Origin of the sequence: Amycolatopsis vastitatis, assembly GCF_002234595.1 — a bacterium.
In the GTDB taxonomy this organism is placed as follows: Bacteria; Actinomycetota; Actinomycetes; order Mycobacteriales; family Pseudonocardiaceae; genus Amycolatopsis; species Amycolatopsis vastitatis.
The window spans coordinates 22,011-48,610 of the sequence record NZ_NMUL01000022.1 but is presented as its reverse complement, the minus strand read 5'-3'; the positions used below and the strand labels follow the sequence as shown (position 1 = coordinate 48,610).

At 70.8% G+C, this 26,600-nt stretch carries 15 protein-coding genes; 10 read left to right on the top strand and 5 right to left on the bottom strand.

Annotated features, from left to right (window positions below; all coding sequences use genetic code 11):
- The first annotated feature begins 14 nt into the window (after window positions 1-14).
- From CF165_RS22315 to CF165_RS22285, 7 genes are all read left to right on the top strand, one after another.
- Entirely contained in the window at window positions 15-521 is a 507-nt protein-coding gene (locus tag CF165_RS22315) for a flavodoxin domain-containing protein (protein ID WP_093949491.1), read from the top strand.
- Between the two features lie 78 nt (window positions 522-599).
- Window positions 600-1,895, top strand: a complete 1,296-nt coding sequence (locus CF165_RS22310; protein ID WP_093949490.1) for an MFS transporter — start codon at window positions 600-602, stop codon at window positions 1,893-1,895.
- 82 nt (window positions 1,896-1,977) lie between these two features.
- Window positions 1,978-2,484 carry a type 1 periplasmic-binding domain-containing protein gene (locus CF165_RS22305; protein ID WP_143268634.1) on the top strand — a complete coding sequence of 169 codons (507 nt, stop codon included), beginning with the start codon at window positions 1,978-1,980 and terminating at the stop codon, window positions 2,482-2,484.
- A gap of 208 nt (window positions 2,485-2,692) precedes the next feature.
- Complete coding sequence (locus CF165_RS22300) at window positions 2,693-13,438, top strand: LamG-like jellyroll fold domain-containing protein (protein ID WP_093949488.1); 10,746 nt, start codon at window positions 2,693-2,695, stop codon at window positions 13,436-13,438.
- A 55-nt stretch (window positions 13,439-13,493) separates the two neighbouring features.
- Window positions 13,494-14,015 (top strand): hypothetical protein, encoded by a 522-nt coding sequence (locus CF165_RS22295; protein WP_158226816.1) that lies wholly within the window; start codon window positions 13,494-13,496, stop codon window positions 14,013-14,015.
- 52 nt (window positions 14,016-14,067) lie between these two features.
- Entirely contained in the window at window positions 14,068-14,577 is a 510-nt protein-coding gene (locus CF165_RS22290; RefSeq protein ID WP_276209737.1) for a DUF4265 domain-containing protein, read from the top strand.
- Window positions 14,578-14,883: 306 nt separating this feature from the next.
- On the top strand, window positions 14,884-15,336 hold the full coding sequence (locus tag CF165_RS22285; RefSeq protein WP_093949485.1) for a hypothetical protein: 453 nt from the start codon (window positions 14,884-14,886) through the stop codon (window positions 15,334-15,336).
- Between the two features lie 5 nt (window positions 15,337-15,341).
- Here the strand turns inward: CF165_RS22285 and CF165_RS22280 are convergent, their stop codons facing one another.
- The 4 genes from CF165_RS22280 to CF165_RS22265 all read right to left on the bottom strand — a co-directional run bounded on the left by CF165_RS22280 (window position 15,342) and on the right by CF165_RS22265 (window position 20,686).
- Window positions 15,342-17,003: a M16 family metallopeptidase gene (locus CF165_RS22280; RefSeq protein ID WP_093949484.1), complete on the bottom strand. Its 1,662-nt coding sequence runs from the start codon at window positions 17,001-17,003 to the stop codon at window positions 15,342-15,344.
- A gap of 3 nt (window positions 17,004-17,006) precedes the next feature.
- Window positions 17,007-17,948 (bottom strand): hypothetical protein, encoded by a 942-nt coding sequence (locus CF165_RS22275; protein WP_093949483.1) that lies wholly within the window; start codon window positions 17,946-17,948, stop codon window positions 17,007-17,009.
- 109 nt (window positions 17,949-18,057) lie between these two features.
- Window positions 18,058-19,563, bottom strand: a complete 1,506-nt coding sequence (locus CF165_RS22270) for a sialidase family protein (RefSeq protein WP_093949482.1) — start codon at window positions 19,561-19,563, stop codon at window positions 18,058-18,060.
- A 112-nt stretch (window positions 19,564-19,675) separates the two neighbouring features.
- Window positions 19,676-20,686 carry a YeiH family protein gene (locus tag CF165_RS22265; protein ID WP_093949481.1) on the bottom strand — a complete coding sequence of 337 codons (1,011 nt, stop codon included), beginning with the start codon at window positions 20,684-20,686 and terminating at the stop codon, window positions 19,676-19,678.
- Between the two features lie 70 nt (window positions 20,687-20,756).
- Here CF165_RS22265 and CF165_RS22260 point away from each other — a divergent pair, with 70 nt between their 5' ends.
- On the top strand, window positions 20,757-21,659 hold the full coding sequence (locus CF165_RS22260) for a LysR family transcriptional regulator (protein WP_093949480.1): 903 nt from the start codon (window positions 20,757-20,759) through the stop codon (window positions 21,657-21,659).
- 46 nt (window positions 21,660-21,705) lie between these two features.
- On the opposite strand, the gene CF165_RS22255 is transcribed toward CF165_RS22260, so the two are convergent.
- Window positions 21,706-24,531, bottom strand: a complete 2,826-nt coding sequence (locus CF165_RS22255) for a PQQ-dependent sugar dehydrogenase (protein ID WP_093949479.1) — start codon at window positions 24,529-24,531, stop codon at window positions 21,706-21,708.
- A 159-nt stretch (window positions 24,532-24,690) separates the two neighbouring features.
- Here CF165_RS22255 and CF165_RS22250 point away from each other — a divergent pair, with 159 nt between their 5' ends.
- Both CF165_RS22250 and CF165_RS22245 read left to right on the top strand, forming a co-directional pair.
- Window positions 24,691-25,500: a PadR family transcriptional regulator gene (locus tag CF165_RS22250; protein ID WP_093949478.1), complete on the top strand. Its 810-nt coding sequence runs from the start codon at window positions 24,691-24,693 to the stop codon at window positions 25,498-25,500.
- A 68-nt stretch (window positions 25,501-25,568) separates the two neighbouring features.
- Window positions 25,569-26,600, top strand: coding sequence for a class I SAM-dependent methyltransferase (locus CF165_RS22245; RefSeq protein ID WP_093949477.1), 1,032 nt, complete (start codon window positions 25,569-25,571; stop codon window positions 26,598-26,600).

Genomic DNA, 26,600 nt, shown 5'->3' with positions numbered 1-26,600 from the left:
CCGACAATGGACCCATGACCGCAGTCCTCGTCGCCTACGCCGGGCGACACGGCGGAACCCGGCAGATCGCCGAGGCCATCGCCGCCGAACTCGGCGAAACCGGCCTGACCGTGGACGTGCGCGACGCCGCCGACGTGGCGGGGGTCGACCACTACGCCGCGGTCGTCGTCGGCAGTGCCCTCTACTACCACCGGTGGCGCCCGGACGCCGTCCGGCTGCTGGAGCGCAACGCCCGGGCCCTCGCCGAGCGCCCGGTCTGGCTGTTCCACAGCGGGCCGTGCGGCCCGGCCGCGGCGACCCACCAGGTCAGCCTGCCGGCGAACGTGGCGCTGCTGGCGGCGCGCATCGACGCGGAGCGCACCGCCACGTTCGGCGGCCGGCTGGACCCGGCGACCGTGCGCGGCCTGATCCCGCGGCTGATGGCGTCCGGGCAGCGCGCCGGCGACTTCCGCGACTGGGACCGGATCCGGGCCTGGGCGCGGGACGTCGGGCGCCGGGTGCGCACCCGCGTCACGCTCTGACGGTCTTGCCCGCCCGGGGTGGTGGGTGCTAGACCGTGCCTGAGGTCTTCCGGTGAGAAACCGACGGACGGGGCGAACGTGACGGATCGGCAGGCGGAACCCGCACCGGCGAAGAAAGCGCTTACGTCGGATCAGCGCAACGCCTTCCTCGCGGCGCTGCTCGGCTGGAGCATGGACGCCTTCGACTACTTCCTCGTCGTCTTCGTCCTCGCGGACATCGCCAAGGACAAGTCGTTCGGGGCGACGGCGACGCAGCTGGCGTTCATCACGACGGCGACGCTGGTGATGCGCCCGGTCGGCGCGCTCCTGTTCGGCCTGTGGGCCGACCGCGTGGGCAGGCGGATCCCGCTGATGGCCGACGTCCTGCTGTACTCGGTGGCCGGTCTGCTGTGCGCGTTCGCCCCGAACTTCACGGTGCTGCTAGTGCTGCGGTTCGTCTACGGCATCGGGATGGGCGGCGAGTGGGGCCTCGGTGCCGCGCTGGCGATGGAGAAGATCCCGGTGGCGCGCCGCGGGTTCTTCTCGGGCCTGCTGCAGGTCGGCTACTCGATCGGGTACCTGCTGGCCGCGCTCGCGTACCTGCTGTTCCACTCGGCACTCGGCTTGGAGTGGCGCTGGATCTTCGTGCTGAGCATCTTCCCGGCGCTGATCAGCCTGCTGATCCGGGCGCGGGTGCGCGAGTCGGAGGTCTGGGAGACCGCGCGGGAGAAGCTGCGGGTGACCCGGACGTCGGTCAAGGACATCCTGCTGAACCCGAAGGTGATCCGCCGCTTCGGCTACCTGATCCTGCTGATGACGGCGTTCAACTGGATGAGCCACGGCACCCAGGACGTCTACCCGAGCTTCCTCAAGGCCCACGAGAACGGCGGCGCCGGCCTCAGCGCGTCGGCGAGCACGTGGATCGCGGTGCTGTACAACGTCGGCGCCATCATCGGCGGGCTGACCTTCGGCACGCTGTCCGAACGGCTGGGCCGCCGCCGCACGATCGTGGTGGCGGCGGTGCTCGGCCTGCCGGTGGTCCCGATCTTCGCCGTCGACCACGGCGCGGGGATGCTCGCGCTGGGCTCGTTCCTGATGCAGATCATGGTCCAGGGCGCGTGGGGCGTGATCCCGGCGCACCTGACCGAGATGTCCCCGGACGCGATCCGCGGGTTCTACCCGGGCGTGACCTACCAGCTGGGGAACCTGCTGGCGGCGCTGAACCTGCCGATCCAGCAGGCGGTCGCCCAGTCGCACGGGTACACCGCCGCTCTCGTGTGGACGGTGGTGCCGGGCCTGATCGCGGTGGCGGTGCTGACGGCGATCGGCAAGGAAGCCAAGGGAATCCGGTTCGGCGAGGCCGCGGTGACGACCGCCCCGGCGAGCGCGAAGTAGCCACCCGCTCTGGTCCCGGCCGTCCGTCGCCCGGCACACTACCGGGGTGCGCCCGGGGCCGGGCGCGGGAGCGAGGGGTCTCGTGCGGCGTGGGTGGGTGGTCGCGGCGGCCGGTGCCGTCGTCGTGGGCGTGGTGGCCCTGGTGGTGTGGTGGCCGTCCGGCGCGGGCGACGAACTGCCGCCCGCGCGGGCGCGGGTGTACGCCGATTTCTCGGCGTGCCTGCTCACCGGGGAACAGGGCCTGGCGAGCCCCGGCGCCGCACCGGTGTGGGCTGGGCTGCAGGACGCGTCCGCCGACACCGCGACGAAGGTCTCCTACCTCGCCGCGGCGGGTCCGGCGACCGACGCGAACTACCTCCCGTACCTGAACTCCTTGGTGCAGCGCCGCTGTGACGTGATCGTGACGGTCGGGCAGCCGGGCACCGCCGTGGCGCTCGAGCAGGCGGCCGCGCACCCCGGAATCCGTTTCGTGGCCGTCGGCGGCTCGGGCAACCCGGCGGCCAACGTCTCCCCCGTGGGGGTGAGCGGGCACGTCCGCGAGGACGTCGCCAGAGCGGTCCGGGAAGCCGCGCACGCCTCCGGGCACTGAAATTTGGTCCTCGTTCGTCCTTTTTGGTGACCTTTCGACAGATATGCGTTGTGTCGCGCGTCCCAGAATTCCCTGGTTCGCAGTCTTTTCCGGACTGCCGCCCGTGTGGTGAACTCATCCGCCGTTCGTCGGGGATGGACATCGAGGGGGACCCGTGCGTCGTCGCGCCGCGAGAATCTGTGCTGCCTCCATCCTTTTAGGACTGGGGTTGTCGCTGGGCAGCGGGCAGGCCGACGCGGCTCAGCTGGCGCCCGGCCACCTGCCGCTGGCGGAGCTGGGCTCGTGGCTCGGTTCGCTGTTCTCCGGTTCGCCGCAGTGGGGCGCGACGCCGCGGCAGACGGCCGGCACGGCCGACGGCAAGGGGCACGACGCGACCACCGCGTCGACCCGGGCCACCGGCGGCGCGGGGAAGACGCCCGGCACCGGACGCGGTGAGCTGCCCGCCGACAACGGCCACCGCAAGAAGGTGAACCCGGGCCCGAGCGGCGTGGCGTCCCGGGGCTTCGATCCCGCGACGAGCCGTCGCGACGCGGCGAAGTCGACCGCGACGATGAACTACTTCGCCAACGCCGACGGCTCGGTCACCCGCGACTACACGCGCGGCCCGGTCAACTTCGCCGACGGGCCGTGGGGCTGGCGGCCGATCGACACGTCTGTGCGCGGCGGCCAGGACGGCCGTTGGCACGAGACGGCCAACTCCCTGAGCGTGGACTTCGCGGCCGACGCGGCCGATCCGGCCCTCGCCAAGCTGGCCGTCGGCAACGGCCACACGATCTCGTACGGGCTCCAGAACGCCCACGCCGTCAAGCCCCGGGTCGACGGCCACACCGCGACCTACCCCGGCGCGCTCCCGGGCACCGACGTCACGCTCGAGCCCACGACCACCGGGCTGAAGGAATCCCTCGTCCTGCATTCGGCGGCCGCGGCGAACTCGTGGGTCTTCCCGCTGGCGCTCGACGGGCTCACCCCGCGGCTCGAGACCGACGGCTCGGTGAGCCTGCTCGACGGGGCCGGCGCGATCCGGCAGCGGATCCCGCGCGGCTACGCCTTCGACGCGAAGGTCGATCCGGTCTCCGGCGTCCCCGCCACCACCTACGCGGTCGGGTACGAGCTGACCACCGCGGCGGGCAAGCCGGCGCTGAAGATCACGCTGGACCCGAAGTGGCTGGCCGACCCGGCCCGGGTGTTCCCGGTGATCGTCGACCCGACCTTCACCGACACGCCGTCTTCGACGTACGCGGAGATCGGCGCGCCGGGCGACCACTCGATGGAGAAGACGGTCAAGATCGGGTCGTTCAACTCGGGCCCCGACTCGGCGAACACGTTCCTCCAGTTCCCGAAGGACCTCGACGGTTCCCAGGTCACGGTCAGCTCCGCGACGCTGAAGCTGTTCGACACCTGGGCGTCGACCTGCACCGCGGCCCGCCTCGACGTCGCCCCGGTGACGCAGGCGTGGACGCCGTCCGGGGTGAGCGCGTACCCGGGGCCGTCCTTCGGCGCCAGCATCGGCAACGTCACCCCGTCGGTGCCCAACGCGTGCGCCAACCGTGCGGCCGACCGGACGGTGGGCGACTGGGTGAACGTCCCGCTGTCGACGGCGACGTTCACCAACTGGGCCAACGGGTCCGCCGCGGACTACGGCCTCGCCGTGTACGCGGCGACCAACGATTCCCTGCACTGGAAGCAGTTCGACTCCTGGCTGATGAACGCCGGCTACCAGCCGGTGCTGTCCCTGACCACGAGCGGGAACGTGCCGCCGGTCGTCGACTCGGCCTTCCCCGGCGCCGGCGGGACGACGACGAGCCTGGTGCCGTTCCTGTTCGCGACCGCCCACGACATCGACGCCGGCCCGGGTGCCCTGAAGTACCGCTACCAGGTCGCCGACTCGGCGGGCACGACCATCGCCGACTCGGGACTGGTCAACGAGGGCACCTGGCGGGTGCCGGCCGGGAAGCTGAAGTACAACCAGACCTACTACTGGGCGGTCCAGGCTTATGACGGCGCGTCCTATTCGGCCGATCCGCCGTGGAACCCGCTCACCGTCGCGGTCGACCAGCCGCTGGTGACTTCGTCGCTGTCCCAGAACACCGGCGTGCACGGCGTCGAGCCGAGCATCGGCAACTACACGACGTCGGCGACCGACGCCGAAGTCCGCACCGTCGGCCCGGCGCTTTCGGTGGTGCGCAACTACAACTCGCGTGACCCGCGGTCCACCGGCGCGTTCGGCGCGGGCTGGTCGAGCGTGTTCGACGCGCGCGCGGCCGAGCAGTACGACTTCGACGGCTCCGGCACGGTCGTGAGCGTGCTGGTGACCTATCCGGACGGGTCCGAGGTCGGCTACGGCAAGAACGCCGACGGCACCTTCTCCCCGCCGGCCGGGCGGTTCGCCACCTTCAAGGCGATCACCGGCGGGTACAGCCTCACCGACAAGAACGACACCGTCTACACGTTCACCCAGGCACTCGGCTCCGGCGTCTACCAGCTGTCGTCCATCGCGGACGCCAGCGGCCGGGCGGTGAACCTGACCGTGTCCGGCGGGCACCCCGCCGCGCTGACGTCCGCGGTGTCCGGCCGCGCCCTGCACCTGGCCTGGACCACGCCGGCGGGCGCCACGAGCCCGCACGTCGCGTCGGTCTCGACCGACGACCTCACCGCCGGCGCGCCGCTGACCTGGACCTACAGCTACACCGGGGACCAGCTCACCGCCGTCTGCCCGCCGGGCACGACGACCGCCTGCACCAAGTACGGCTACTCGTCCGGCTCGCCGTACCGGACCAGCATCCTCGACCTCGGCCCGCACTCCTTCTGGCCGCTGGCCGAGACGACCGGCACCACCGCGGCGAGCGCCGTGCTCGCCAACGAAGGCACCGACGCGGCCACGTACCACAACGTCACGCTCGGCCAGGCCGGCCCGCTGGCCGGGTCCGCGGCGACCGCGGCCGGGTTCAACGGCACGTCGTCGTACCTGCAGCTGCCGCGGGCGGACGCTTCGGCGCCGAACACGATGTCGGTGTCGATGTGGTTCAAGACCGCGGCCACCAACGGCGTGCTGTTCTCCTACAGCACCATGCCGCTGACGGAGGCGACCAGCCCGGCGTCGCAGTACACGCCGGCGCTGTACGTCGGCAACGACGGCAAGCTGGTCGGCGAGTACTGGACCGGCGGCACGGACAAGACGATCACCACCGCCAACCCGGTCAACGACAACGCCTGGCACCACGTCGTGTTCACGCACTCCTCGACCAGCCAGGGCATGTACCTGGACGGCCAGTTCGTCGGGCAATCGATCGGCGCGATCGTGCCGATGGGCCCGCAGAACCGCTTCATCGGCGCGGGTTTCCTCGGCAACGCCTGGCCCGACCAGTCCCACGGCGGCCAGCCCGGCACCGCGACGTTCTTCAACGGCCAGATCGCCGACGTCGGCATCTGGGACCGGTCCGTGCCCGGCGTCCAGGAGATGCCGCTGTACCAGGCCGGCAAGCAGCAGGCGAGCCTGCTGACCTCGATCACCCGCCCGTCCGGCGCGGTGCACACGACCGTGTCGTACGACCCGGTTTCCCAGGCTGTCACGCAGATCGGCGACGAGAACGGCGGCACGTGGAAGTACGCGCCGCTCAGCGTCAGCGGGTCGAGCCAAGTCTACCGCGGTGCCGTCCTCGGCTCGCAACCCGAGCTCTACCAGCGCCTCGGCGACGCGCCCGGCACCGCCTCGCCCGCGGGTGAGGTCAACTACCGGCCGTCGGCCTACACGAACGCGACGCTCGGCGTGACCGGCCCGTTCACCGACTCGACCGCGGCTAAGTTCCCCGGCACGGTCGCCGGGGTCACGCTGCCCGACCACCTGGTGAGCGCGTCGACGACCGCGTCGGTCGAGCTGTGGTTCTCGACGACGTCGACCGCGGCGGGCACGCTGTTCTCGACCGGGAACTCGGCGCTGGGCGCCGCGAACCCGTCCGGCGGCGCGATGCCGGTGCTGTACGTCGGCACGGACGGCAAACTGCACGGGCACTTCTGGGACAACTCCGTCGCGGGCATGGCCTCGGCGGGCAAGGTGAACGACGGCAAGTGGCACCACGTCGTGCTCAGCGGCGCGAACACCAGCCAGGTGCTCTACCTCGACGGCCTGCAGATCGGCACGCTGTCCGCGCAGATCTTCAACAGCGACCCGCTGAACTTCGCCGGCGCCGGTGTCTACAACAGCAACGGGTGGCCGGCCGCGCCGTCCGGGAACACCTGGAACTACTTCAACGGCTCGCTCGGCGAGGTGGCCTACTACCGGTCGACGCTGACCGCCGCCCAGGTCGCCCAGCACTTCCTGGCCGCGGGCAACTCCCAGGGCCTCGCGCCGCTCACGACGTCGACCATCACCGACCCGGCGGGCAAGACGTCGGTGCAGCAGTACGAACCGGGTGCGGGCAACCACAAGGTGGCCGAAACGGACACCAACGGGAAGCGCACCACCTACGGCTACGACACCTCGGGCTTCCTGCACACCACGACCGACCCGAACGGCAACGTGGTCACCGTCGGCCACGACGTCCGCGGCAACGTCGTCTCGCAGACGACCTGCCAGGACCAGGCCGCCGAGAAGTGCTCGACGTCGTATTCGACGTACTTCCCGGACGACACCACCGCGCAGCTGACGACGGCCGACGCGCGCAACGACCTGATGCTGACCTCGCGGGATCCGCGGTCGTCGAGCGCGACCGACCCGGCCTACCTGACGAGCTTCGGCTACGACACCGCGGGCAACCGCACCACGGTCACCACGCCGCCGGTGCCGGGCTTCCCGAACGGGCGCACCACGACGATCACCTACAGCGACGGCACGTCCGCGTTCCCCGCGGCCGACTCCGGGAACGTCCCCGCCGGGCTGCCGGTGAAGACGACCTCGCCCGGCGGCGCGGTCAACCGGATCGCGTACCTGCACAACGGTGACGTGGCGAACACGACCAACGCCGACGGCCTGGTCACCCGCCTCACCTACGACCCGCTCGGCCGGGTGCTGACGAAGACGGCCGTCTCGGACAGCTTCCCGGCGGGCCTGGTGACGTCCTACACCTACGACAGCAACGACCAGGTCGTCTCGCAGACCGACCCCGCGGTGACCGACCGGGTGACCGGGGCGGTGCACACCGCCGTCGCCACCAGCGTCTACAACGCGGACGGGAGCATCACCTCCCAGACCGTCGCCGACAGCACCGGCGGCGACGCCGCCCGGACCACGAGCTCGACCTACAACGACAAGGACCAGGTCGCCTCCACCACGGACGCGAACGGCAACGTCACCACTTACACCTACGACGTCTACGGCAACAAGAAGAGCGAGACCGACGCCAACGGCACCGAAACCGACTTCACCTACGACGGCGAAGGCCGGCTGCTCACGCAGGGCTTCTGGTCGACCGGCAACCCCGCCGACCCGAAGCCCGCGACGTTCGTGACCCAGAAGTCCAACGCCTACGACCCGGCCGGGCGGCTGGCGTCCGAAACGGACTCGATGGGCAACGTCACCGCCTACACCTACACCGACAACGGGTTGACCGCGACGGTCACCAAGAAGGACCCGACCGGCACGCAGTCGTTCGTCGCCGAGTCCAACACCTACGACGCGGCCGGCGACCTCGTCGGCAAGGTCACCGGGAACGGCTCGAACACCTCGACGTCCACTGTGGACGCCGCGGGCCGGGTGTCCCAGGCCGTCGACGACCCGGCCGGCGCGGCGCGCACGACGTCGGTGTCCTACACCCCGGACGACAAGGTCGCCACGAGCACGCAGACCGACCCGTCCGGCCGCAGCCGCACGGTCAGCACGTCCTACGACCCGATGGGCGTGCTCACCTCCCGGTCGGTGGCCGCGGACGGCACCGGGCACCCGGTCGGCTGGTGGAAGCTGAACCAGACCTCCGGCACCACGGTCACCGACTCCTCGGGGACCGGCAACACCGCCGCGGCTTCGGCCGTCACGTGGTCCGGCGGTGCCGCGACCCTCGACGGCACCAGCTCGCAGATCGCCACCAACGGCCCCGTCCTCAACACCGCGGCCGCGTACACGGTGTCGGCCTGGGTCAACCCGGCGACGCTCGGCACGGCCTGGCAGACCTTCGTCGTCCAGAAGGGGACCGTGATGAGCGGTCTCTACCTCGAGTACGACGGCACCGCCCACAAGTGGTCGTTCTCGCGGCACGGCACCGACGCGTCGAACGCCTCGGTCTACCGCGCGGAATCCTCGGCGACCGCGCAAGCGGGGTGGACCCACCTCGCCGGGGTGTACGACCCGGGCACCGGCGCGATGACGCTCTACGTCAACGGCGCGGCCGCCGGGAGCGCGACCGACCCGACGCCGATGGCGTCGGGCGGCCCGCTGGTGATCGGGCACGGCTGGGCCTCCGGGGCCAACGGCAACTACGCCACCGGCCAGGTCGGCAGCGTGCAGGCCTACTCGCGGGCGCTGACGGCCGCCGACGTCGCGACTGTCTACAACGGAGGCCGCAACGGCGGCACCGTCGCCTCGTCGACGGCGGAGACGACGACCTGGACCGTCGACCAGCGCGGGCTGCCGACGTCGATGACCGACGCGAACGGCAACACGACGTCGTACGCCTACGACGAAGCCGGGAAGCCCGCGGTGACCACCGCGCCGACCGTGAACACCGAGACGAACGGCGGGCCCGCCACCGCGGTGCACCCGGTCACCACCACCGGATACAACACCTTCGGCGAGCCGGTCGAGGCCGTCGACCCGGACGGCCACCAGCTGACGACCGTCTACGACGCGGAGGGGCAGGCCGTTTCGGTCACCAACCCGAACTACACCCCGCCGGGCGGCGGCTCGCCGATCACGGCGACGACCGTGCGCACGTACGACAAGCTCGGGCAGGTCGTCGCCGAGAAGGACCCGCTCGGCCACGTCACGACCCTGGCCTACGACCAGCTCGGCGACCTGGCCCAGGTGACCAAGCCGTCCGGCGCGAAGGCCGTGTCGACGTTCGACACCAACGGCGACCGGCTCTCGGTCGTCGACGCGAACGGCGCCCGGACCGAGGCGACCTACGACTTCCTGTCCCGGCCGCTGACGTCGACGGCGTTCGAGCGCTATCCCTCGACGCTGACCGCGACGACGACGAACTCCTACGCCGCCTCCGCGAGCAACCCGGGTGGCGCGCACCTGGCGTCGACCACAACGCCGGCCGGCGCGGTGACTTCGTACGGCTACAACGCCCTCGGCGAGACCACCTCGGTCACGGACCCCGCAGGCAACACCACCCGGTACGGGTACAGCTACCTCGGGGAGCGGACGTCGGTCACCGCCGCCGACAGCACCTCGGCGGTGACGGCCTACGACCAGTCGAGCCGTCCGGTGCAGGTGACCCGCAAGGACGCGACCGGCGCGGTGCTCCAGCAGACGTCCGCGGCCTACGACGCTGGCGGGCGGCTGACGTCCAGTGTGGACGGACGCGGCACCGCGCGGACGTTCACCTACGACGCGGGGAACCGGCTCGCGAGCGAGATCCAGCCGGTCTCGGCGACGGCGTCGATCACGACGTCGTTCGGTTACGACGCGGCGGGCAACCGGACCCGGTTCACCGATGGCCGCGGCAACCCGACGATCACCCGGTTCAACGCCTGGAACCTGCCGGAGGCCCTGGTCGAACCGGCCACGGCCGCCTACACCGCCGACGCCGACCGGACGTTCACGTCGGTCTACGACGCGGCGGGGCGCCCGGTCACCCAGACCCAGCCGGGCGGGGTCACCGTGTCGGCGGGCTACGACGACGACGGGAACCTGGTCAGCCAGTCCGGCAGCGGCGCCGACGCGGCGACCGCGACCCGGACGTTCGGCTACGACCCCGGCGGCCGGATGACCTCGGCCGCCACCGCGGAAGCCGGCGTCACCGGCCATTCGGACCACCAGGCGGCGTCGAGCGAGACGTTCACCTACAACGACCGCGGCGGGCTGCTGACGGCGAGCGGATCGGCGGGATCGTCGTCGTTCGCCTACAACACCGAAGGCCTGATGACCTCGCGCACCGACGCGGCGGGCACCACGTCGTACGGCTACGACAACGCCGACCGGCTCTCGACCATCACCGACGCGGCCACCGGCGGCACGCAGACCCTGAGCTACAACACGCTCAACCAGGTCAGCGGGGTGAAGTACGGCACGGGCAACGCGCGGACGTTCTCCTACGACGGCCTGCACCGCCTGACCGGCGACGCGCTCAAGACGGCCGGGGGAGCGGCGATCGCGTCGGTGACCTACGGCTACGACGCGAACAGCAACCTGACGTCGAAGACGACGGCCGGGTTCGCGGGTTCGGCGGCGAACACCTACACCTACGACCTGGCCGACCGGCTGGCGTCGTGGAACAACGGCGTGAGCACGGTGGCCTACGGCTACGACGCGGCCGGCAACCGGACCCAGGTGGGCTCGTCGACGTACACCTACGACGAGCGCAACGAACTGACGTCGGACGGGTCGAACACCTACAGCTACAGCGCACGGGGGACGTTGCGGCAGCGCGCGTCGTCGACCGGCACGCTGGTGTCGGCGTCCGACGCGTTCGGCCAGATGGCCGTCCAGGGCACGCAGAACTTCGGCTACGACGCCCTGGGCCGCAACCTGACCGACACGACGATCGCGTCGGGCGCGACGACGACGTTCTCGTTCTCGGGGATGGGCAACACGATCGCGTCGGACGGCACGTCGACCTACAGCCGTGACCCGGGCGGCGGGCTGGTCGGGATCGCGTCCGGCGGCACCGGCGCGTTCGCCTTCGTGGACCAGCACACCGACGTGGTGGGGACGTTCACGGCGACCGGGACGGCGCTGGCGGGTTCGACGAGCTACGACCCGTTCGGGAACGTGCTGGCGTCGGCGAACGGGAAGGGGCAGCTGGGTTACCAGTCGGGCTGGACGGACCAGTCGACGGGCAACGTGAACATGGCGGCGCGCTGGTACAACCCGGCGGTCGGGCAGTTCATGAACCGGGACACGGTGTCGAACAGCCCGGTGCCGAACCCGATGGAGGCGAACAAGTTCGCCTACGTCGACGACAACCCGATGACGGGAACGGACCCGTCGGGTCATGGCTGGTTCGGCGACGCGTGGTCGGCCTTCACCAGTCACGTGGTGGCGCCGGCGGCGTCGTTCGTCTACCACCAGGTGATCCAGCCCGCGGCGCGCGTGGTCAACACGTACGTGGTGCAGCCGTTGGTGCACGCGGCGGTGGCGACGTACCACGTGGTCCGGGACGGCTATCACGCGGCGGTGCGGGTGGTCCGCAACACCTATCACGCGGTGGTGCGGGTCGCGAAGAAGGTCTACCACGCGGCGGTGCACGTGGTGAAAACCGCGTATCACGCGGTGGCGAAGGTGGTGAAGACGGCCGCGCACGCGGTGGCCCACGCGGCGGCGACCGTGGCGCACGCGGCGGTGTCCGCGGCGAAGACAGTGGGCCACGCGGTGGCGACCGCGGCGGTGGCGGTCGGTCACGCGGCGGCGTCGGCGGCGTCTCATGTGGCGACGTTCGCGAAGGAGCACGCGTCGACGATCGCGGGCATCGCGGCGGGCATCATCGTGGGCGGTGCGTGCACGATCGGCAGCTTCGGTATCGGTGCGGTCGGTTGCGCCGCACTGGGTGGCGCGGTCGGCAGTGCGGTGTCGTACGGCATGGACTGCTCGAAGGCGCACAACTGCTCGGCGGCCGGCGCGGTCGAGGCGGTCGGTTTGGGTGCGCTGGGTGGCGCGGTGGGCGGTGCCTTGGCGGGTCCGCTGGGCGGCAAGCTGGTATCGGACGCCTTGAGCGGCGTGCTGCCGGAGGTGGCGACCCAGGGCTTGGTGGGTGCGGGTTCGGGCGCGATCAGCGGTGGCGTGACGGCGGTGGCGGGGTACGGGCTGAACTGCGGCCGGAGCTGTTCGGTGAGCGGCGCGTTGTCGGCGGCACAGACGGGCGCGATCGCCGGCGGTGTCGGCGGGGCGGCGTTCGGGGCTCTGGGGGGTCTTCGGGCCCGGGGCCGGAGTTCGGCGGAGGAGGAAGCTCCTTCTTCGAAGTGTGAGACTGCCGTGGCACACAGTTTCCTCGCAGGCACGAAGGTGCTGCTGGCGGATGGCACGTCGAAGCCGATTTCCTCGGTGAAGGTGGGCGACCGGGTCGCGAACTCGCAGCCGGGCAAGGCCGCCGCGGAAGCGCATCCGGTCGATCGGGTCATCGTGACCCAGACGGATCACGACTTCGTGGACCTGAAGGTGAAGCCGAGCCGGGTCCGGCGCGCGGTGGGCCGTGTGGCGGCGGGGCTGGCTGTTGCCTCGGCGGTCGTGATGGGCGGCGCGGCCACGGCTTCGGCTGCGCCGGTGACCCTGACGACGACATATCACCACCCGTTCTACGACGTGACACGTGGTGCGTTCGTCGAGGCGGTGAACCTGCAGGCAGGTGATCACCTGCAGACGGCGGGCGGTGGCGAAGCGGACGTGGTGGCGGTGACGCCGTATCACTCGACCGAGGTCACCTACGACCTGACGATCGACGGGCTCCACACGTACTATGTGTTCGCCGGCGACACACCGGTGCTGGTCCACAACTGTGGTGGTCCGGTCATCGAGCTCAAGTACAAGTCGAGCTGGAATGCGGAGCAGCGGGCGGCGGCTGACCGAAAAGTCGATGCACTGAATGCTGCGGACAGGCTGGTGGTCACGAATGCGGCTGAAGCTCGGGGTACGACCAGCGCCGCCGACGTTTGGAGAGCGGCGGGAAATGAGATTCCCGCAGGATCCGACATCGACCATGTCGTCGACTTGCAGCTCGGCGGGCCAGACGATATTTCGAATATGAGTCCACTGGATCTATCGGTAAACCGAAGTCTTGGCCCGCAGATTGACCGTCAGATCAAGAAGCTGGGGTTGAAACTTGGAGATACCGTGTGCAGTGTTATAATCCGTGATCGCTGTTAGCGGCCATAGCGGAGGTGGCGGTCAGGTGGAGAGTGCGTCCCAAGAGGTTTCCCGGGTGGTGCGCACGAGTGCGGGCTTGTGTGCGGTGTGGCAGCCGGAAGCCTTCAAGTCCATGGAAGACGATTTCGAACTCTGGGAGGACTGGGCGACCGAAAACCATGAAATAGAGAAGTCGATCAGCCAGGGCATTTTCGTGCCACTCAATGTCGGTGGTGACGGAGTCTTTCAGGTGACGATCAGATTCGGCTCACCTGAACTCGGCCTCACTGAGTCCGAGCGTAGGTATCGCCTTGTCGAATCGGAACCCTATCTGTTCACTTCATTGGGTTCCTTTGCGGTGGGTGGGATCGAGGACATCTGTGACGTGGACCGCGCCGCGGAAAACCGGTTCCCGCTGGCCGAAGGGCGGTACTCGGTTGTGGTGAACCTGCTGGATTGGAAGGCTGATCCGAATTCGGTCGGCTCGGACGGTCGACCGCTCCCGTCTGCGTTGCCGGACTTCGTTGTCCTCGTCCGGCCGGAAGTGTCGTCGGGGGGCGTGTTTCGAACAAAGGTGGAAACCTTCGTGAGGCCTTAGTGTCGACCGCCGGGGTAGGTATTGGTGCGCCCGAGGGTGGTGAGGGGCAGAGGTGAGCGAAAGTAGTGACGCGCCTCGGTCTGCGGACGACTCCGGGTTGCTCAAAGTTGCCTTTGATCTCGAACCGGAGCGTTCCGGATGGCCTCCCGTATCAGTAGAGAGGTTGTGGGGCGAGAAAACCGACGTGAGAATGGAAATCCGGCTCGTCAATACGCCGTTCTTCGCGCGGGGAATCGCTTTTGGGGACCTCGTTCGGGTGCGCCCCGACCACGAACGCAGGGAGCTTGTTTTCGAGGAGTTCACCGCAGAGTCAGGGCATTCCGCGATCAGGATCGTGTTCATCGGGGACGCGGAGCGGCCCGCGGTGGAAGCCAGGCTGTGCGAGGCAGGTTGCAGCTGGGAGTCGGCGGGTCAATTCGGCAGCCTGGTGGCTGTTGACATTCCTCCGACGGTTGATTACGGCGAGTTGCGCAGCTGGCTTGTCGGCAAGGTCGATGCCGGCTCGGTCGAGATTCAGGAGAGTGCCCTTTCTCAGGTTCACCGGCGCCAGTTGGCGAGCTGATGAAAGCGGCCCGAGTGTCGCCGGTTCTTCGCTTCGGCCGAGGTCCGGTGGCCGGCGCTCCTGGCTTGCGGCCGGGCACTTCTGCTTCATGAAACCTTCGGCCGTCGGCGGGGGCGCCAGCAGCGAGGCGGCGCCTCGGTTTCGGTTGGGCAACTGTTGCCGCCGACCAGTCCCGCAGCTTGTCCGGATTGTGTCGGATCAGGTGGATTATCGCGGTAGGGCAAGGAGAACACCGCAGCGAGCCTCGTCTACTTTGAGGCACTCGCGTGCACCCGCACGCGCCCCGCGCTGTGAGGAGTGACGAACATGGGTGCCCGCCAGGAAAGACGCCTGCTCGAGAACGCCGCCCCGTTGATGCGGCACGACGAGCGCGTCGAACTCGTCGCCATGGCGAAGATCGGGTCGGTCAAGAAATCCGTCGGGAGATCCCTCGCCTACGGCGTGGCCGTCGGGGTGCTCAGCGGTGGCACCATGATGGCCATCTCCACGCAGGCCGAGGCCTACATCGTCCTCACTAACCAGCAGATCCTCTTCTTCCGGTCCCACGCCGGCACTCCGGGCAAGCACATCGTGAGCATCCCCCGTGCCTACGCGGCCATCACCGAGCCGAAGTCGGGGTTCCTGCTGAAGTTCCAGCTCCACGTCCAAGGCTGGGACCAGGCACTGGCTCTGACGATCCCGCCGCTTCCGCCGGCCCTGCGCAAGCGTGGCGTCGCCTTCACCCAGGTCATGCCCCGGATCGTCCTCGCGCCCGCGTAACGCGGTCAGCGTCGCCGGCGCACCGCCAGGAACGCGAACAGCCCGGCGATCAGCCAGATGACCCCCGCCCCGATCCAGCCCGCCGAGTCGGTGGCGGGGTCCATCGCCAGGCCCGCCGTGGTCAGCAGGGCGAACCCGCCGACGATCGACGCCGTGACAGTGAACGCGATCGATCCGCGCTTCGGACTCGAAGGGGCCGGCGGCCGGGTGCTCGCGGCGGCGGCCGGGCGTGGGACCTCCTCCGGGCGGCGGGCGGGCTGCGGCAACGTCCGATGTGGACCCACGGCCACGTCGATCGCCGCCACCGCCTCCGGGGCGAGGCCGGCGAACAGCGTCGGCTCGATGGTGACCGTCCGGCCGTCGGTGCCGATCAGGCGGCGGCCGCCGTCGGGCCACGCCAGCATGGCCGCGCAGTCGGCGAAGCGGACCGTCGACGGGCCGTCCGGTGTTTGGATGCTGCAGCCTTCAGGCCCGGCGATCAGGTGGGTGTTCACCTTGTTGTAAGCCGGAAAACGGGTTCCCTCGACCGCGGCCGCCGAACACAGCGGCACCTCCGCGTAGCCCGCCCAGTCCGCCGAACGCCCGGACGGCACCCGCAGCAGCACCGAACCGCACACCTCGACGGCGACCGCGTGGACGTCGGCGACGCTGACCGACCGCAGCTCGGCGATCCGCTCCTCCGGCGTGCGAAGGGGCCGTCCGGACAGCAGCCGGGCCGCGTGCTGGGGGAGCCGGGCCACGTCCGCGTCGACGCCGTACAACGCGGATTCCGCTTGGCCGCGCACCGTCTCGATGTCGCGGGGGTCGATCCGGCCCGCCTTGACCTGGGCCAGGACGTCGATGATTCCGCCGACCACGGCGGCCTGCTTGTCCGGCAGCGCGTCGGCGACGCCCAGGATCTCGGCGAAGCCGTCACCGCGGAGCTGGTACGACGTCGAGGCCTGGTAGGAATAGCCGCCTTCTTGCCGCAGGGCCCGGAACAGCTCCCGTTCGAGCACCTTCGCGAAGATCTGCGCGGCGGATCCTTGGCGCACCACCGCGCTGAACGCGACCTCGCCGCTGCCCTGCGCGAAATACGCCGGGGTCCGGGAAAGTACTGCCGGCCGGGCCGGGATCGGGCGGCGCACGCCCGGCGGGAGGGACAGCCGCAAGCCGGACGGCACGCTCTCACCCGCCACCCACAGCGCGGCGTTCTCGCGCGTGAACCACGTGCGCGCCCAGTGCGCGACCTCCGCCGGCCGCAGGCGCGGCACCCCCAGCTCCAGGTAGTCGACCAGGCCGTAACCCTGGGCGCCGTACCGGTGGCGGAACAGCGAGCCGCCCCCGCCGCGGCCGGCTTCCTCGGTGCGCAGGATCGACTTCTCGGTCTCCAGGCGGTCCATCGGCAGGTTGCCGAGCGACGCGCACACGCCCTCGAGGAACGAGACCACTTCGGACTCCGAGCCCTGCATCTCGAAGTACGTGTGGTCGGGCGCCGTCGCGCCGTTGAAGTGGTAGTCGCCGAGGCCGAAGCGGTGCAGGGCCAGGTGCTCGACCAGGTGCGTGATGCCCGCGGTGGCCAGTGTCTCGTCCGCGCGGCCGACCCGGAAGACCATGCCCGCCGTCAGCGGGCCCGCTCTCTTGGCCGCCACCGCGGGGATTCCGTCGATGTCGAAAGCAGACAGCACGGTTCAGCCTTTCGCGAGGGCACGGGCTCGGCGCCGCTCGAGCTCGGCGACCGGATGGGGCAGGTAGGCCCATGGGAGTTCGCTGGCACGTCCGTCGAGCGCGCGGAAGTGCGCGGCCGCGCGCGGCTCGTCGCCGATCAGGCTGAACGCCATGGCGAACACGCTGTGCGCGCTGACCCAGCCGAAGCGCGACCGGTACCCCGGGTGCAGCACCGAAGACGCCGCCGCGGCGGCGAGTTCCTCGTGGACCGACGGCTGCCGCAGGTGCTTCAAACCTTCTTGGGTGCCCAGATCCAGCCAGCGCTCGAGGTGCAGGTCGGCCACGAGGACGCCCTGGGGGTCACCCGGCCGCGCCGCGGCCGTGCACTCGCGGACGAAGGCTTCCGCCGTTTCCCAGGAACCGCCCCATTTCGGGCACAGCTGCTGGAGCAGGTTGCTCTGCGCGGAAACGAAACCGGGATGGTGGACGGCCAGCCGGTCGTAGCGGCGCCGGGTCTCGCTCTGCCCGAGCTCCAGCCCCCGCGAAGTGGTGATTCGCAGCGACCAAGCCAGCTCGTTCGAGGGCTCGCGTGCGGTGATGTCGATCAGGAGCTGCTCGGCGTGCCGCAGCTGTTCGTGCATCCCGGCGAACTGTTCACGGCTGACGTGGGTCGCCCGCGACGACGACCGGATCGTCCACGCCCGCTGGACGAGGTGGGCGGCGAGCAGTACCCGGGCCAGGCTCGACCGGCGGTCCCGCCGGATCGCGTCCCGGAGCATCGGCTCGGCCGATGGCACGTCCATCGTGATCTTCACCCCGAAGCTGCGCTCGTCCGCAGCGGTGAACCGGGCGAAAAAGGCCGAAACGGTCGGCCAGTCGCCCGCTTGGGTGGCGTCACGCAGCACGCGGGCTTCGGGAAATACGACAGCCGGGTCGAAAACCGGCGCCGGAGGCGCGGAAGCCATGGAATTCCTTGGTCCGGAGGGAAGACAGACCCCGGACTCTACTTCGCGCTGTCGATCAAGGTCCGCGGTGGCCGGGACCCCCAGGACCCGGCCACCGCGGAAGAGAAACTCAGCTGCAGTGTTCGAACTCGCTGTCGTAAGCGGCGCCGCCGGCGGCGCCGCCCCACTTGACGCACTTGTCCGCCGCCGCGGCCTTGACCGGGCCGGCGAAGTAGGAGAACGAACCCGAGTCGGTCTGCCGCGCCGAACCCTTGACCTCCAGGTAGGCCGCCGTCGCCGTCGCCGTCCCGGCCGACGCGTTCTTCATCGTGCTGACGCAGTTCTGGCCGTTCGACGCGTTGTACGACAGGTACACCGTGCCCGCGGCGCCACCCGTGCCGAGCGGAGCCGAGTCGATCACGCTGTAGCCGCTACCGCAGGCCGGGGCGCCCAGCTGGGTGTCGCTGACCGCCGCGAACCGGATCGTGTCGTTCGCGTGGAACTCCGGCCCCGCCTCGAACAGCACACCGACCGACGACGGGGACAGCTGCACCATGTCCGAATAGGACGCGTCTTCGCCCCACACGAGCAGGCTGCCCGCGGTGCCGGTCCAGTTGGCGCCCTCGTCGAACGACGAGTGGATCCGCAGCTCCTTGCGGCGGTCGCACACCGAAGGGGCGGCGAACACGATCCGGTTGTACTTCGCGCCGGTGTCGGTGGCGCTCATCCGCGCCGTCGATCCCTCGACGACGGGGGTGACGAGGTCGGTGGCGAAGGCGAACTTCGAGCTGAACGTCGCGCCGCCGTCGGAGCTGATCGCGAAGGCCCGGTTGTGGGTGCCGTCCGCCAGGCACTTGTTGTCGTCGTTCGCGTCGTTGCGCGCGGCGGCGTAGACCCGGCCGTCCTTCAGCTCGGTGACGCTGATCTCCTGCGGGTTCATCAGGTCCGTCGTGGACGTGTCGGTCGCCCCGCGGTGCCAGGTGGCGCCCTTGTCGTCGCTGTAGATCAGCGCACCGGTGTTCTTGCCGCTGATCGTGTAGCTCATCCCGGCGACGAGCCGGCCGGCGTGCGCGCCGCGGGTCAGCACGATGCCGTGCGACGGCCCGGTCGCGAGCCAGCCCGGAGCGCTCGCGAAACCGAGCTCCGTGGTCAGCACCTTCGGCGCGGCCCACGTCTTCCCGTTGTCGTCGCTGATGGACACCCGCGGGATCCGGCCGCAGGACGGGTTGGTGAAGCACTGCATGGTGGACAGCAGCACGATCCGGTTGCTGCCCGGGATGACGATCGGCGCCGGGTTGCCCTTCACATCGCCGAAGGCCTCGATGACGGTGTCGAGGGCACCCCACGACTTGCCGCCGTCGGTGGAGCGCTTCATCACCAGGTCGATCTTGCCGAGGTCGTTGCAGAAGCTGGCGCCGCCGTTGCGGCCTTCGGCGAAGGCGAGCAGATCGCCGTTGTTCGCCTTGACGACGGTGGGAATGCGGTAACAGTCATGTCCTTCGGTGTTCTTGTTGAACACCAGCGTGCTGGCCACGTCGGCATGCGCCGCCGCGGCGCCGACGACCGCCGGGACGGCGACAGCGGCGCACCCCAGCAGCCCGGCCAGCAGGCCTTGAGCGAGTCGGGTGATCTTCACGGTTCGAGCTCCCTACGGATTCGTCTACGTCTCGGCAGAAGCGTCGACACAACCCGTACAAGACCCGTACAACCTCGCGTATAACGAACTACACATGGCCAGGAGGAAGAATTCAGGTGAACGCGGCCAGGGTGCCGTACCCGGTCGCCAGCACCAGAAGCGTGGAGAGGAACCCCAGGAGCAACGCGCGCCCACCGCCGCGCACCAGTGTGCCGAGCCGGACCGCGCAGCCGAGGCCGAACAGCGCGCCGGCGAGCAAGAGCGTCGACGCGGTCTTCGCGACGTCGAGTGCGAACGCGGGGACGAGCCCGGTGGCGCGGACGGCGACCATCGCGAGGAAACCGAGGACGAACAGCGGCACCAGCGGCGTCTGTTCGTTGCGGCAGTCGCGGCAGTCGCGGCAGTCGCGGCGGTCGCGGCGGGTGCGTTCGGCGGCGCCGACCAGCGCGACCACCGGCGCGAGCAGGACGACTCGGCTCAGCTTCACCACGATCGCGATCCCGGCCGCGGCGGCGCCCGCCGGTCCGGCCGCCGCGACGACCTGGGCGACCTCGTGCACCGAAATCCCGGCCCAGCTGCCGGTCCTGGTGGCGTCCAGGCCGAGGGCGTGGGCGAGCAGGGGGAGGGCGGCCAGTGCGAAGCTGCCGTAGAGGGTGACGAGGGCGACGGCGGCCGCGACGTCTTCGTCGTCGCGGTCGATCACGCCCTCCACCGCGGCGATGGCCGAGGCGCCGCAGATCGAGAACCCGGTGGCGACCAGCAGGGCGAGCCCGCGGGGCACCCGGACCAGCCGGGCGAGGCCGAGCGTGCCGAGGAAGGTGACCGCGACCGTCAGCACGACGGCGGCGAGCGTGCCGGGACCCAGCGCGAGCACCGTCGGGAGCGCGAGCTGGAGCCCGAGCAGCACGACACCCCCGCGCAGCAGGCGTTTCGTGACGCGGGCGACCGCTCGCCGGTGTTCGTCGCCGAGCATCGGCGTGCTGCCGGCGACGACGCCCAGCACGACCGCGACGGTGAGCGCGCCCACCACGGGCCACGCCGAGCTCAGCCCGTACGCCGCGGCGACGCCGAGCCCGGTGATCGCGAGGCCGGGCAGGAGCGGTTTCGCCGTCGTCAGTGCCATGCCTCCAGCGTCGCGGCAGGCGGGTGCTTCCGGTAGCCGCCGATCGCGACGGAGGTCATAGACTGAGGCTATGACCGGACCCGATCTGGACTCGCTGCGGCTGCTCGTGCTCGTCGACGACCTCGGCAGCATCGGCCAGGCCGCCGCCGCGCTCGGCATCGCCCAGCCCTCGGCGAGCAAGCGGCTGTCCACTTTGGAGCGGCAGCTCGGACTGTCCCTGGTGGACCGGACCCGGCGCGGCTCGGCGCTGACCCCGGACGGCCGGGTGATCGCCGGCTGGGCGCACCGGGTGCTGGCCGAAGTGGACGGACTGCGCACCGGCGCGGAGGCCCTGCGCACCCAGCGCGGCGCGCGGCTGCGGGTCGCGGCGAGCATGACGCTCGCCGAGCACTTCGTGCCGGCCTGGATCGGCGAGGTCAAGCGGACCGAGCCGGACACCGACGTCGGCCTGGAAGTGGGGAACTCCGAGCAGGTCGCCGCCCTGGTCGCGGGCGGCCGCGTCGACCTCGGTTTCGTCGAGTCGCCGGGGCCGTGGCCGGGCCTGGCCACCCGCCGCGTCGCGGTGGACCGGCTCGTCGTCGTGGTCCCGGCCGGGCACGCCTGGGCGCGGCGCCGTCGTCCCCTCACCGCGGCGGAGCTGGCCGCGACGCCGCTGGTGGTGCGTGAGCCGGGCTCGGGGACCCGCGAGACGGTCGAAGCGGCCCTGCGCCGGGCCGGGGCGGGGCCGGTGAAACCGTTGCTGGAGCTGGGTTCCGCCTCGGCGGTGCGCAACGCGGTGATCGCCGGTGCCGGGCCCGCGGTGATCAGCGACCTCGACGTGGTGCGCGAGGTGGCGGGCCGCCGCCTGGTGCCGGTGGCGGTGGACGGCGTCGACCTCGGACGGGTGCTGCGGGCGGTGTGGCCCGCCGGGCGGCGGCTCGCCGGCCCGGCGGCCGAGCTGCTGACCTTGGCGGTGAAGTCCGGACCGGGGTGACGCGCCGGCCCGCCACCGGATCTCCGGTGACGGGCCGCCGCACCGCTCACCAGGGACGGTCGACCGCTCCGCTCGCGAGGGTGAACGTGATGTAGCCGCCCTGGAAGTCGCTGCGGTACACCCCGTTCGTCACGTACTCGTCCGTCCTCGGGTAGTGCAGGTAGGACCGTTCCCACCCGAGGGCCGCCCACCGCTTGCGGATCTCGCCCTTCACCGCGTGCGCGCCCGTGGCCGCCGTGAAGTAGATCGAGTGGCCGAGGCTGAAGTGGTTGTAGCGGCCGACGCCGTCGGGCGTGCCCGTTTCGTCGGTGGTCGGGTAGCCGAGGCCGCGTTCGTAGTCGAGTGCGGCCCACTTCTTGCGGATCTCGCCGTAGATCGCGTGTGCACCGGTCGTGGCCGTGTAGTAGATCGAACCCACGTTGGTGCCCTTGACGAAGTGGTTGAAGCGGCCGATGCCGTCGGGCGTGCCTGCTTCGTCGGTGGTCGGGTAGCCGAGGCCGCGTTCGTAGTCGAGTGCGGCCCACTTCTTGCGGATCTCGCCGTAGATCGCGTGGGCGCCCGTCGCGGCCGTGTAGTAGATCGAGCCGACGTTGCCGTTGTTGACGAAGTGGTTGTACTGCGCCACACCGTCCGGGGTGGCCGCGGTGTCGGTCGTCGGCGGGCCGAGCTTGGCGTGCCCGCCGAAGGCGACGTACTTCGTCAGCACCGGACCGGTGACGTACTTGGTGCCGCCGACGGCGCTCCAGTACAGCCGTCCGTTGGCGTAGGTGCGGTAGCGGACCGTGCCGTCGGTGACCTCGGCCGCCGTCGGCGCTCCGAGCTTCGCCCGCAACGCCGCGTCGGCGTCGTACCGCTGGTCGATCGGGGTCGCGTAGTTCGCCGTCAGCGTCAGGTCGCTCGTGCCGACGGTGACGATCCACGTCGCCGTCGCCGGTCCGCCCTGCCAGCCGGTGAACTTCGAGACGCCGTCGGTGCCCAGCGGCGCGGCGTCGACGTCGAAGCTGGCGCCCTCGGTGACCAGTGCCGTGCTGACGCCGCCCTCGACCGGGATGCTCAGCGCCGCGGGCTGCGTGCCGAGGAGGGTGATCCGGTGCTGGCGCGGCCTGGCCGTGTACGTCTTGGACGTGGTGACACCCGCGCTGTCGGTCACCGTCGCGGTGAAGTCCATGCGGGAGTCCGGGTGCTCGGTGAACGGCAGCGAGAAGCTCGTCCCGGTGCCGCCGATGCCGGGGTGGGCGTGGCACGTCGCTTCGCTCGGGCAGTGCCGGACCGCGGACGTCCACGTCACCGGCAGGGTGCCGTCCTCGGCGTCAGTCGCGGCCGCGCCCAGGGTGACCTGCTGGTTCACCGCGAACGTCGCGGTGTCGCCGGGGGTGGTCAGGGTGAGCTGCGGGGTGTGGTTGCCGGGTGCGACCGCGATGGTGGTCGTGCCGGTGGCACCCAGCGGGTCCCGGACGGTCAACGTCGCGGTGAACGTCTCGGTGCCCGCCGCGTAGGCGTGGTTCACCTGGGGGCCGGTGGCGGTGGTGCCGTCGCCGAAGTTCCAGTCGTAGGTGAGCGGGTCGTTGTCGTAGTCGACCGACGCGGAGCCGTCGAAGGAGACGGTCCGGGTGACCGGGTCGGTGGTGGACGACGCGTTCGCCACCGGAACCGTGTTGCCGGCCGAATAGCTCAGCCGGCGCAGCTTCCCGGACAGGATGTCCGCGTAGACGATGTCGCCGTTGGCCGCGGCCGCGAACTTCACCGGGCCGCCGATGTCGGTGAAAGGCGCCGGGTCCGACGGGGCCTGGGTGAGCTTGCCCTGGTCGTCGTATTTCATCGTCCAAATCTTGTGTCCCACGTAGTCGCCGAAGAAGTAGACCCCGCGGTAGGCGGCCGGGTAGCTGGATCCGTTGTAGACGATGCCACCGGTGACGCTGTTGCCCTGCAGGGTGCCGCTGCCGTGCTGGTACTCGAAGATCGGCGGCTGGTTCGCCACCCCGGCGCAGCCGGCGAGCCCGCTGTAACCCGATATCGGGTGGGTGCCTTCCCAGCACGGCCAGCCCTGGTTGCTGCCCCGCTGGACGACGTCGACCTCTTCCCAGGCGGTCCAGCCGACGTCACCGGCGACCGGCAGGCCGAGGTTCGGGTCGATGCTGAACCGGAACGGGTTGCGGAACCCGCGCGCGAACACCTTGCTCGCGGCCGACGCCGGGGCGGCCGCGTCGTAGTACGGGTTGGACGGCACGCCCTTGCCGTCGGCCGTGAGGTGCAGGATCTTGCCGTACGGCTGGTTGACGTCCTGGGCGCGCAGGGCACCCGGGTCCACCTTGGTGAAGTCGGCGCTGTCGCCGATCGACAGCCACAGCGTCCCGTCCGCGGCGGCGATGACGGTGTCGATGCCGTGGACGTCGTAGAAGCCCGGCACCTCGAACAGCGACTGTTCGCCGGTCAGGCCGGACGGCGTGCCCGCCGGGTCCACGGTGACGGTGAACCGCGACAACCGCATGACGAACCCGCCGGTGACGTTGATCGAGCGCGTCAGGTAGATCGAGTGTGACGTCGCGTAGTCCGGGGCGACGGCGATCCCGACCAGGCCGAGGTCGCCGTCGGGGCGGGTCGGCAGCGTCGCGATCGTCTTGCCGCCCGTCCCGGTCTCGGTGAGCCAGCGGACCCGGCCGTCCTTGGCCGTGGCGAGGAGGGAACCGCCGGGCAAGGTGGCGAAGTCGGTCAGCTGGTACTGGCCGAGACCCGTGTCGGTCTCCCGCAGCACGAACCCCGGCGGCAGCGTCGTGGCCGCGCCTGCCTCGGTGGACACGACGGGCAGCAGGGCCCCCGCCAGCACGGCCGCCACCAGGGCGTGGCGGAGGGTTCGAACCTTTCCCAAGGCCATGTCGGTCCCCTTCCAGGTGAGTTAGCTGTCGCCCGAACGGGGGCGTCAGTTGCACCCGATCGGGGAAATTGTCCGTTCCGTGACCGGCGGAGTGCCTTGCAGCCGATCGACCGGCGATATATCGTGCGAATGTCGGCGATACGAACGAAGGAGCGGAACATGGTGACGAGTGCCGGAGCGGGACGGGCGTTCGGCGGTTTCGGAGGCGGCCTGTTCGGCGGCCACGGCGGTTTCGGCCGCCCGGACCACGGTCCCGGCGACCCCCACGGACCGGGTGGCCACGGACACCACGAGCACGGGATCCCGGGCCACGGCGAGTGGGACGGCGGCCCCGAACTGGCGCGCGGGGGGCCGCCGGGCGGCTTCCCGCCACATCCGCCCCAGCCACCGCAGCCACCGGGCTTCCCCGGGTTCCCGGGCGGGCCGGGCTCGTTCGGCGGCCCGGGCGGCTGGGGTGGCGGCGGCCCGTGGCAGCGGGTGCGGGAGTTCCGCGGCGGTGGCCGCCCGCCGGCCCGGCCGGTGCGCCCGGCCGTGCTGGCGCTGCTGGCCGAGGAGCCGATGCACGGCTACCAGCTCATGCAGGAGATCCGGCGGCGTACCCACGACCGGTGGCGGCCCAGCCCCGGCTCGGTCTACCCGATCCTGCAGCAGCTGGAGGACGAGGGCCTAGTCCACACGGTCGAGGCGGCCGGCCGCCGGGTCGCCGAGCTGACCGAGGCCGGCCGGGAGCACGTCGCCGGGCGCGAGGCCGAGTTCGCCGCGCTGTGGGAGGAGCCCGAGGAGGAGCCGGGCGCCGACCGGTTCGCCGCGCTGTGGCACGCGCTCGGGGAGCTGTCCGGCGCGGCCGCGCAGGTCGGCTACACCGGCACCGAGGCCCAGGTGGCCGAGGTGAAGAAGATCCTCGCCGACGCGCGCCGCCGCGTCTACGCAGTCCTGGCCGACGCCGGCCTGGAGGACGAGGACGCCTGACGGGCCCGGGGCGGGCGATCCGTCCACATCGGACGGATCGCCCACCCCGGCCGGTAAGGTCGGACGGCATGGAGGAGAAGGACTTCGCCGCGCACCTGACCGCGACCATGACCGGCAGCGCGCTCACCATGCTGATCGGGGTCGGTCACCGCACCGGGCTCTTCGCGGCCGCCGCAGAGGGCCCCGCCACCAGCGCCGGGCTCGCCGAGCGCGCCGGGCTCCAGGAGCGTTACGTCCGCGAATGGCTCGGCGCCATGGTCACCGGCGGGATCTTCACCTACGACGGCCGCGAGTACACCTTCCCGCCCGGGCACGCGAAGTTCCTGCTCGGCGAGACGGCGTCGAACCTGATGCCGTCGCTGCTGACGCTGTCCGCGTTCACCGGCATCCTGCCCGACCTGGAACGCGCGTTCGCCGAGGGCGGCGGCGTCCCGAGGTCGGCGTACGGGCCCTACCTGGAGAAACTCGGTGCGAAGACCGGCGACAGCTGGAAGCACGTCTACCGTGAGCACCTGGTGGACGGCTTCTTCGGCGCGGTCCCCGGCCTGAAGGAGCGGTTGACGGCCGGGGCCCGGGTGCTCGACCTCGGCTGCGGCACCGGGAACGCGATCGCGGTCGCCGCCCGCGTGTTTCCCGCGTCCCGGTTCACCGGCCTCGACATCAACCCGGCTGTGGTCGAACAAGCGAACCAAGCCGGGCTGCCGAACGCCGAATTCGCCGTCGGCGACGCCGCGGAGCTGAGCGCCGATCCGCCGTACGACGTCATCACCGCGTTCGACGCCATCCACGACCAGGACCGACCGGACGTCGTGCTGCGCCGGATCCACGGCACGCTGGCCCCCGACGGCCTGTTCTTCATGGTCGACACCAACTTCTCCAGTCACCTGGAGAAGAACATCGGGAACCCCCTGTCCGCGCTCACCTACTCGATCAGCCTGATGTACTGCACGACGACGTCGCTGGCCGAGGGCGGCGCCGCACTGGGCGCCGTGTGGGGCACCGAAAAGGCCTTGGAAATGCTCGCGGACGCGGGGTTCCGGCACGTCGACGTGCTCGGGTCCCCGCGTCCGCAGAACTGCATCTACGCCTGCCGCCCGTGA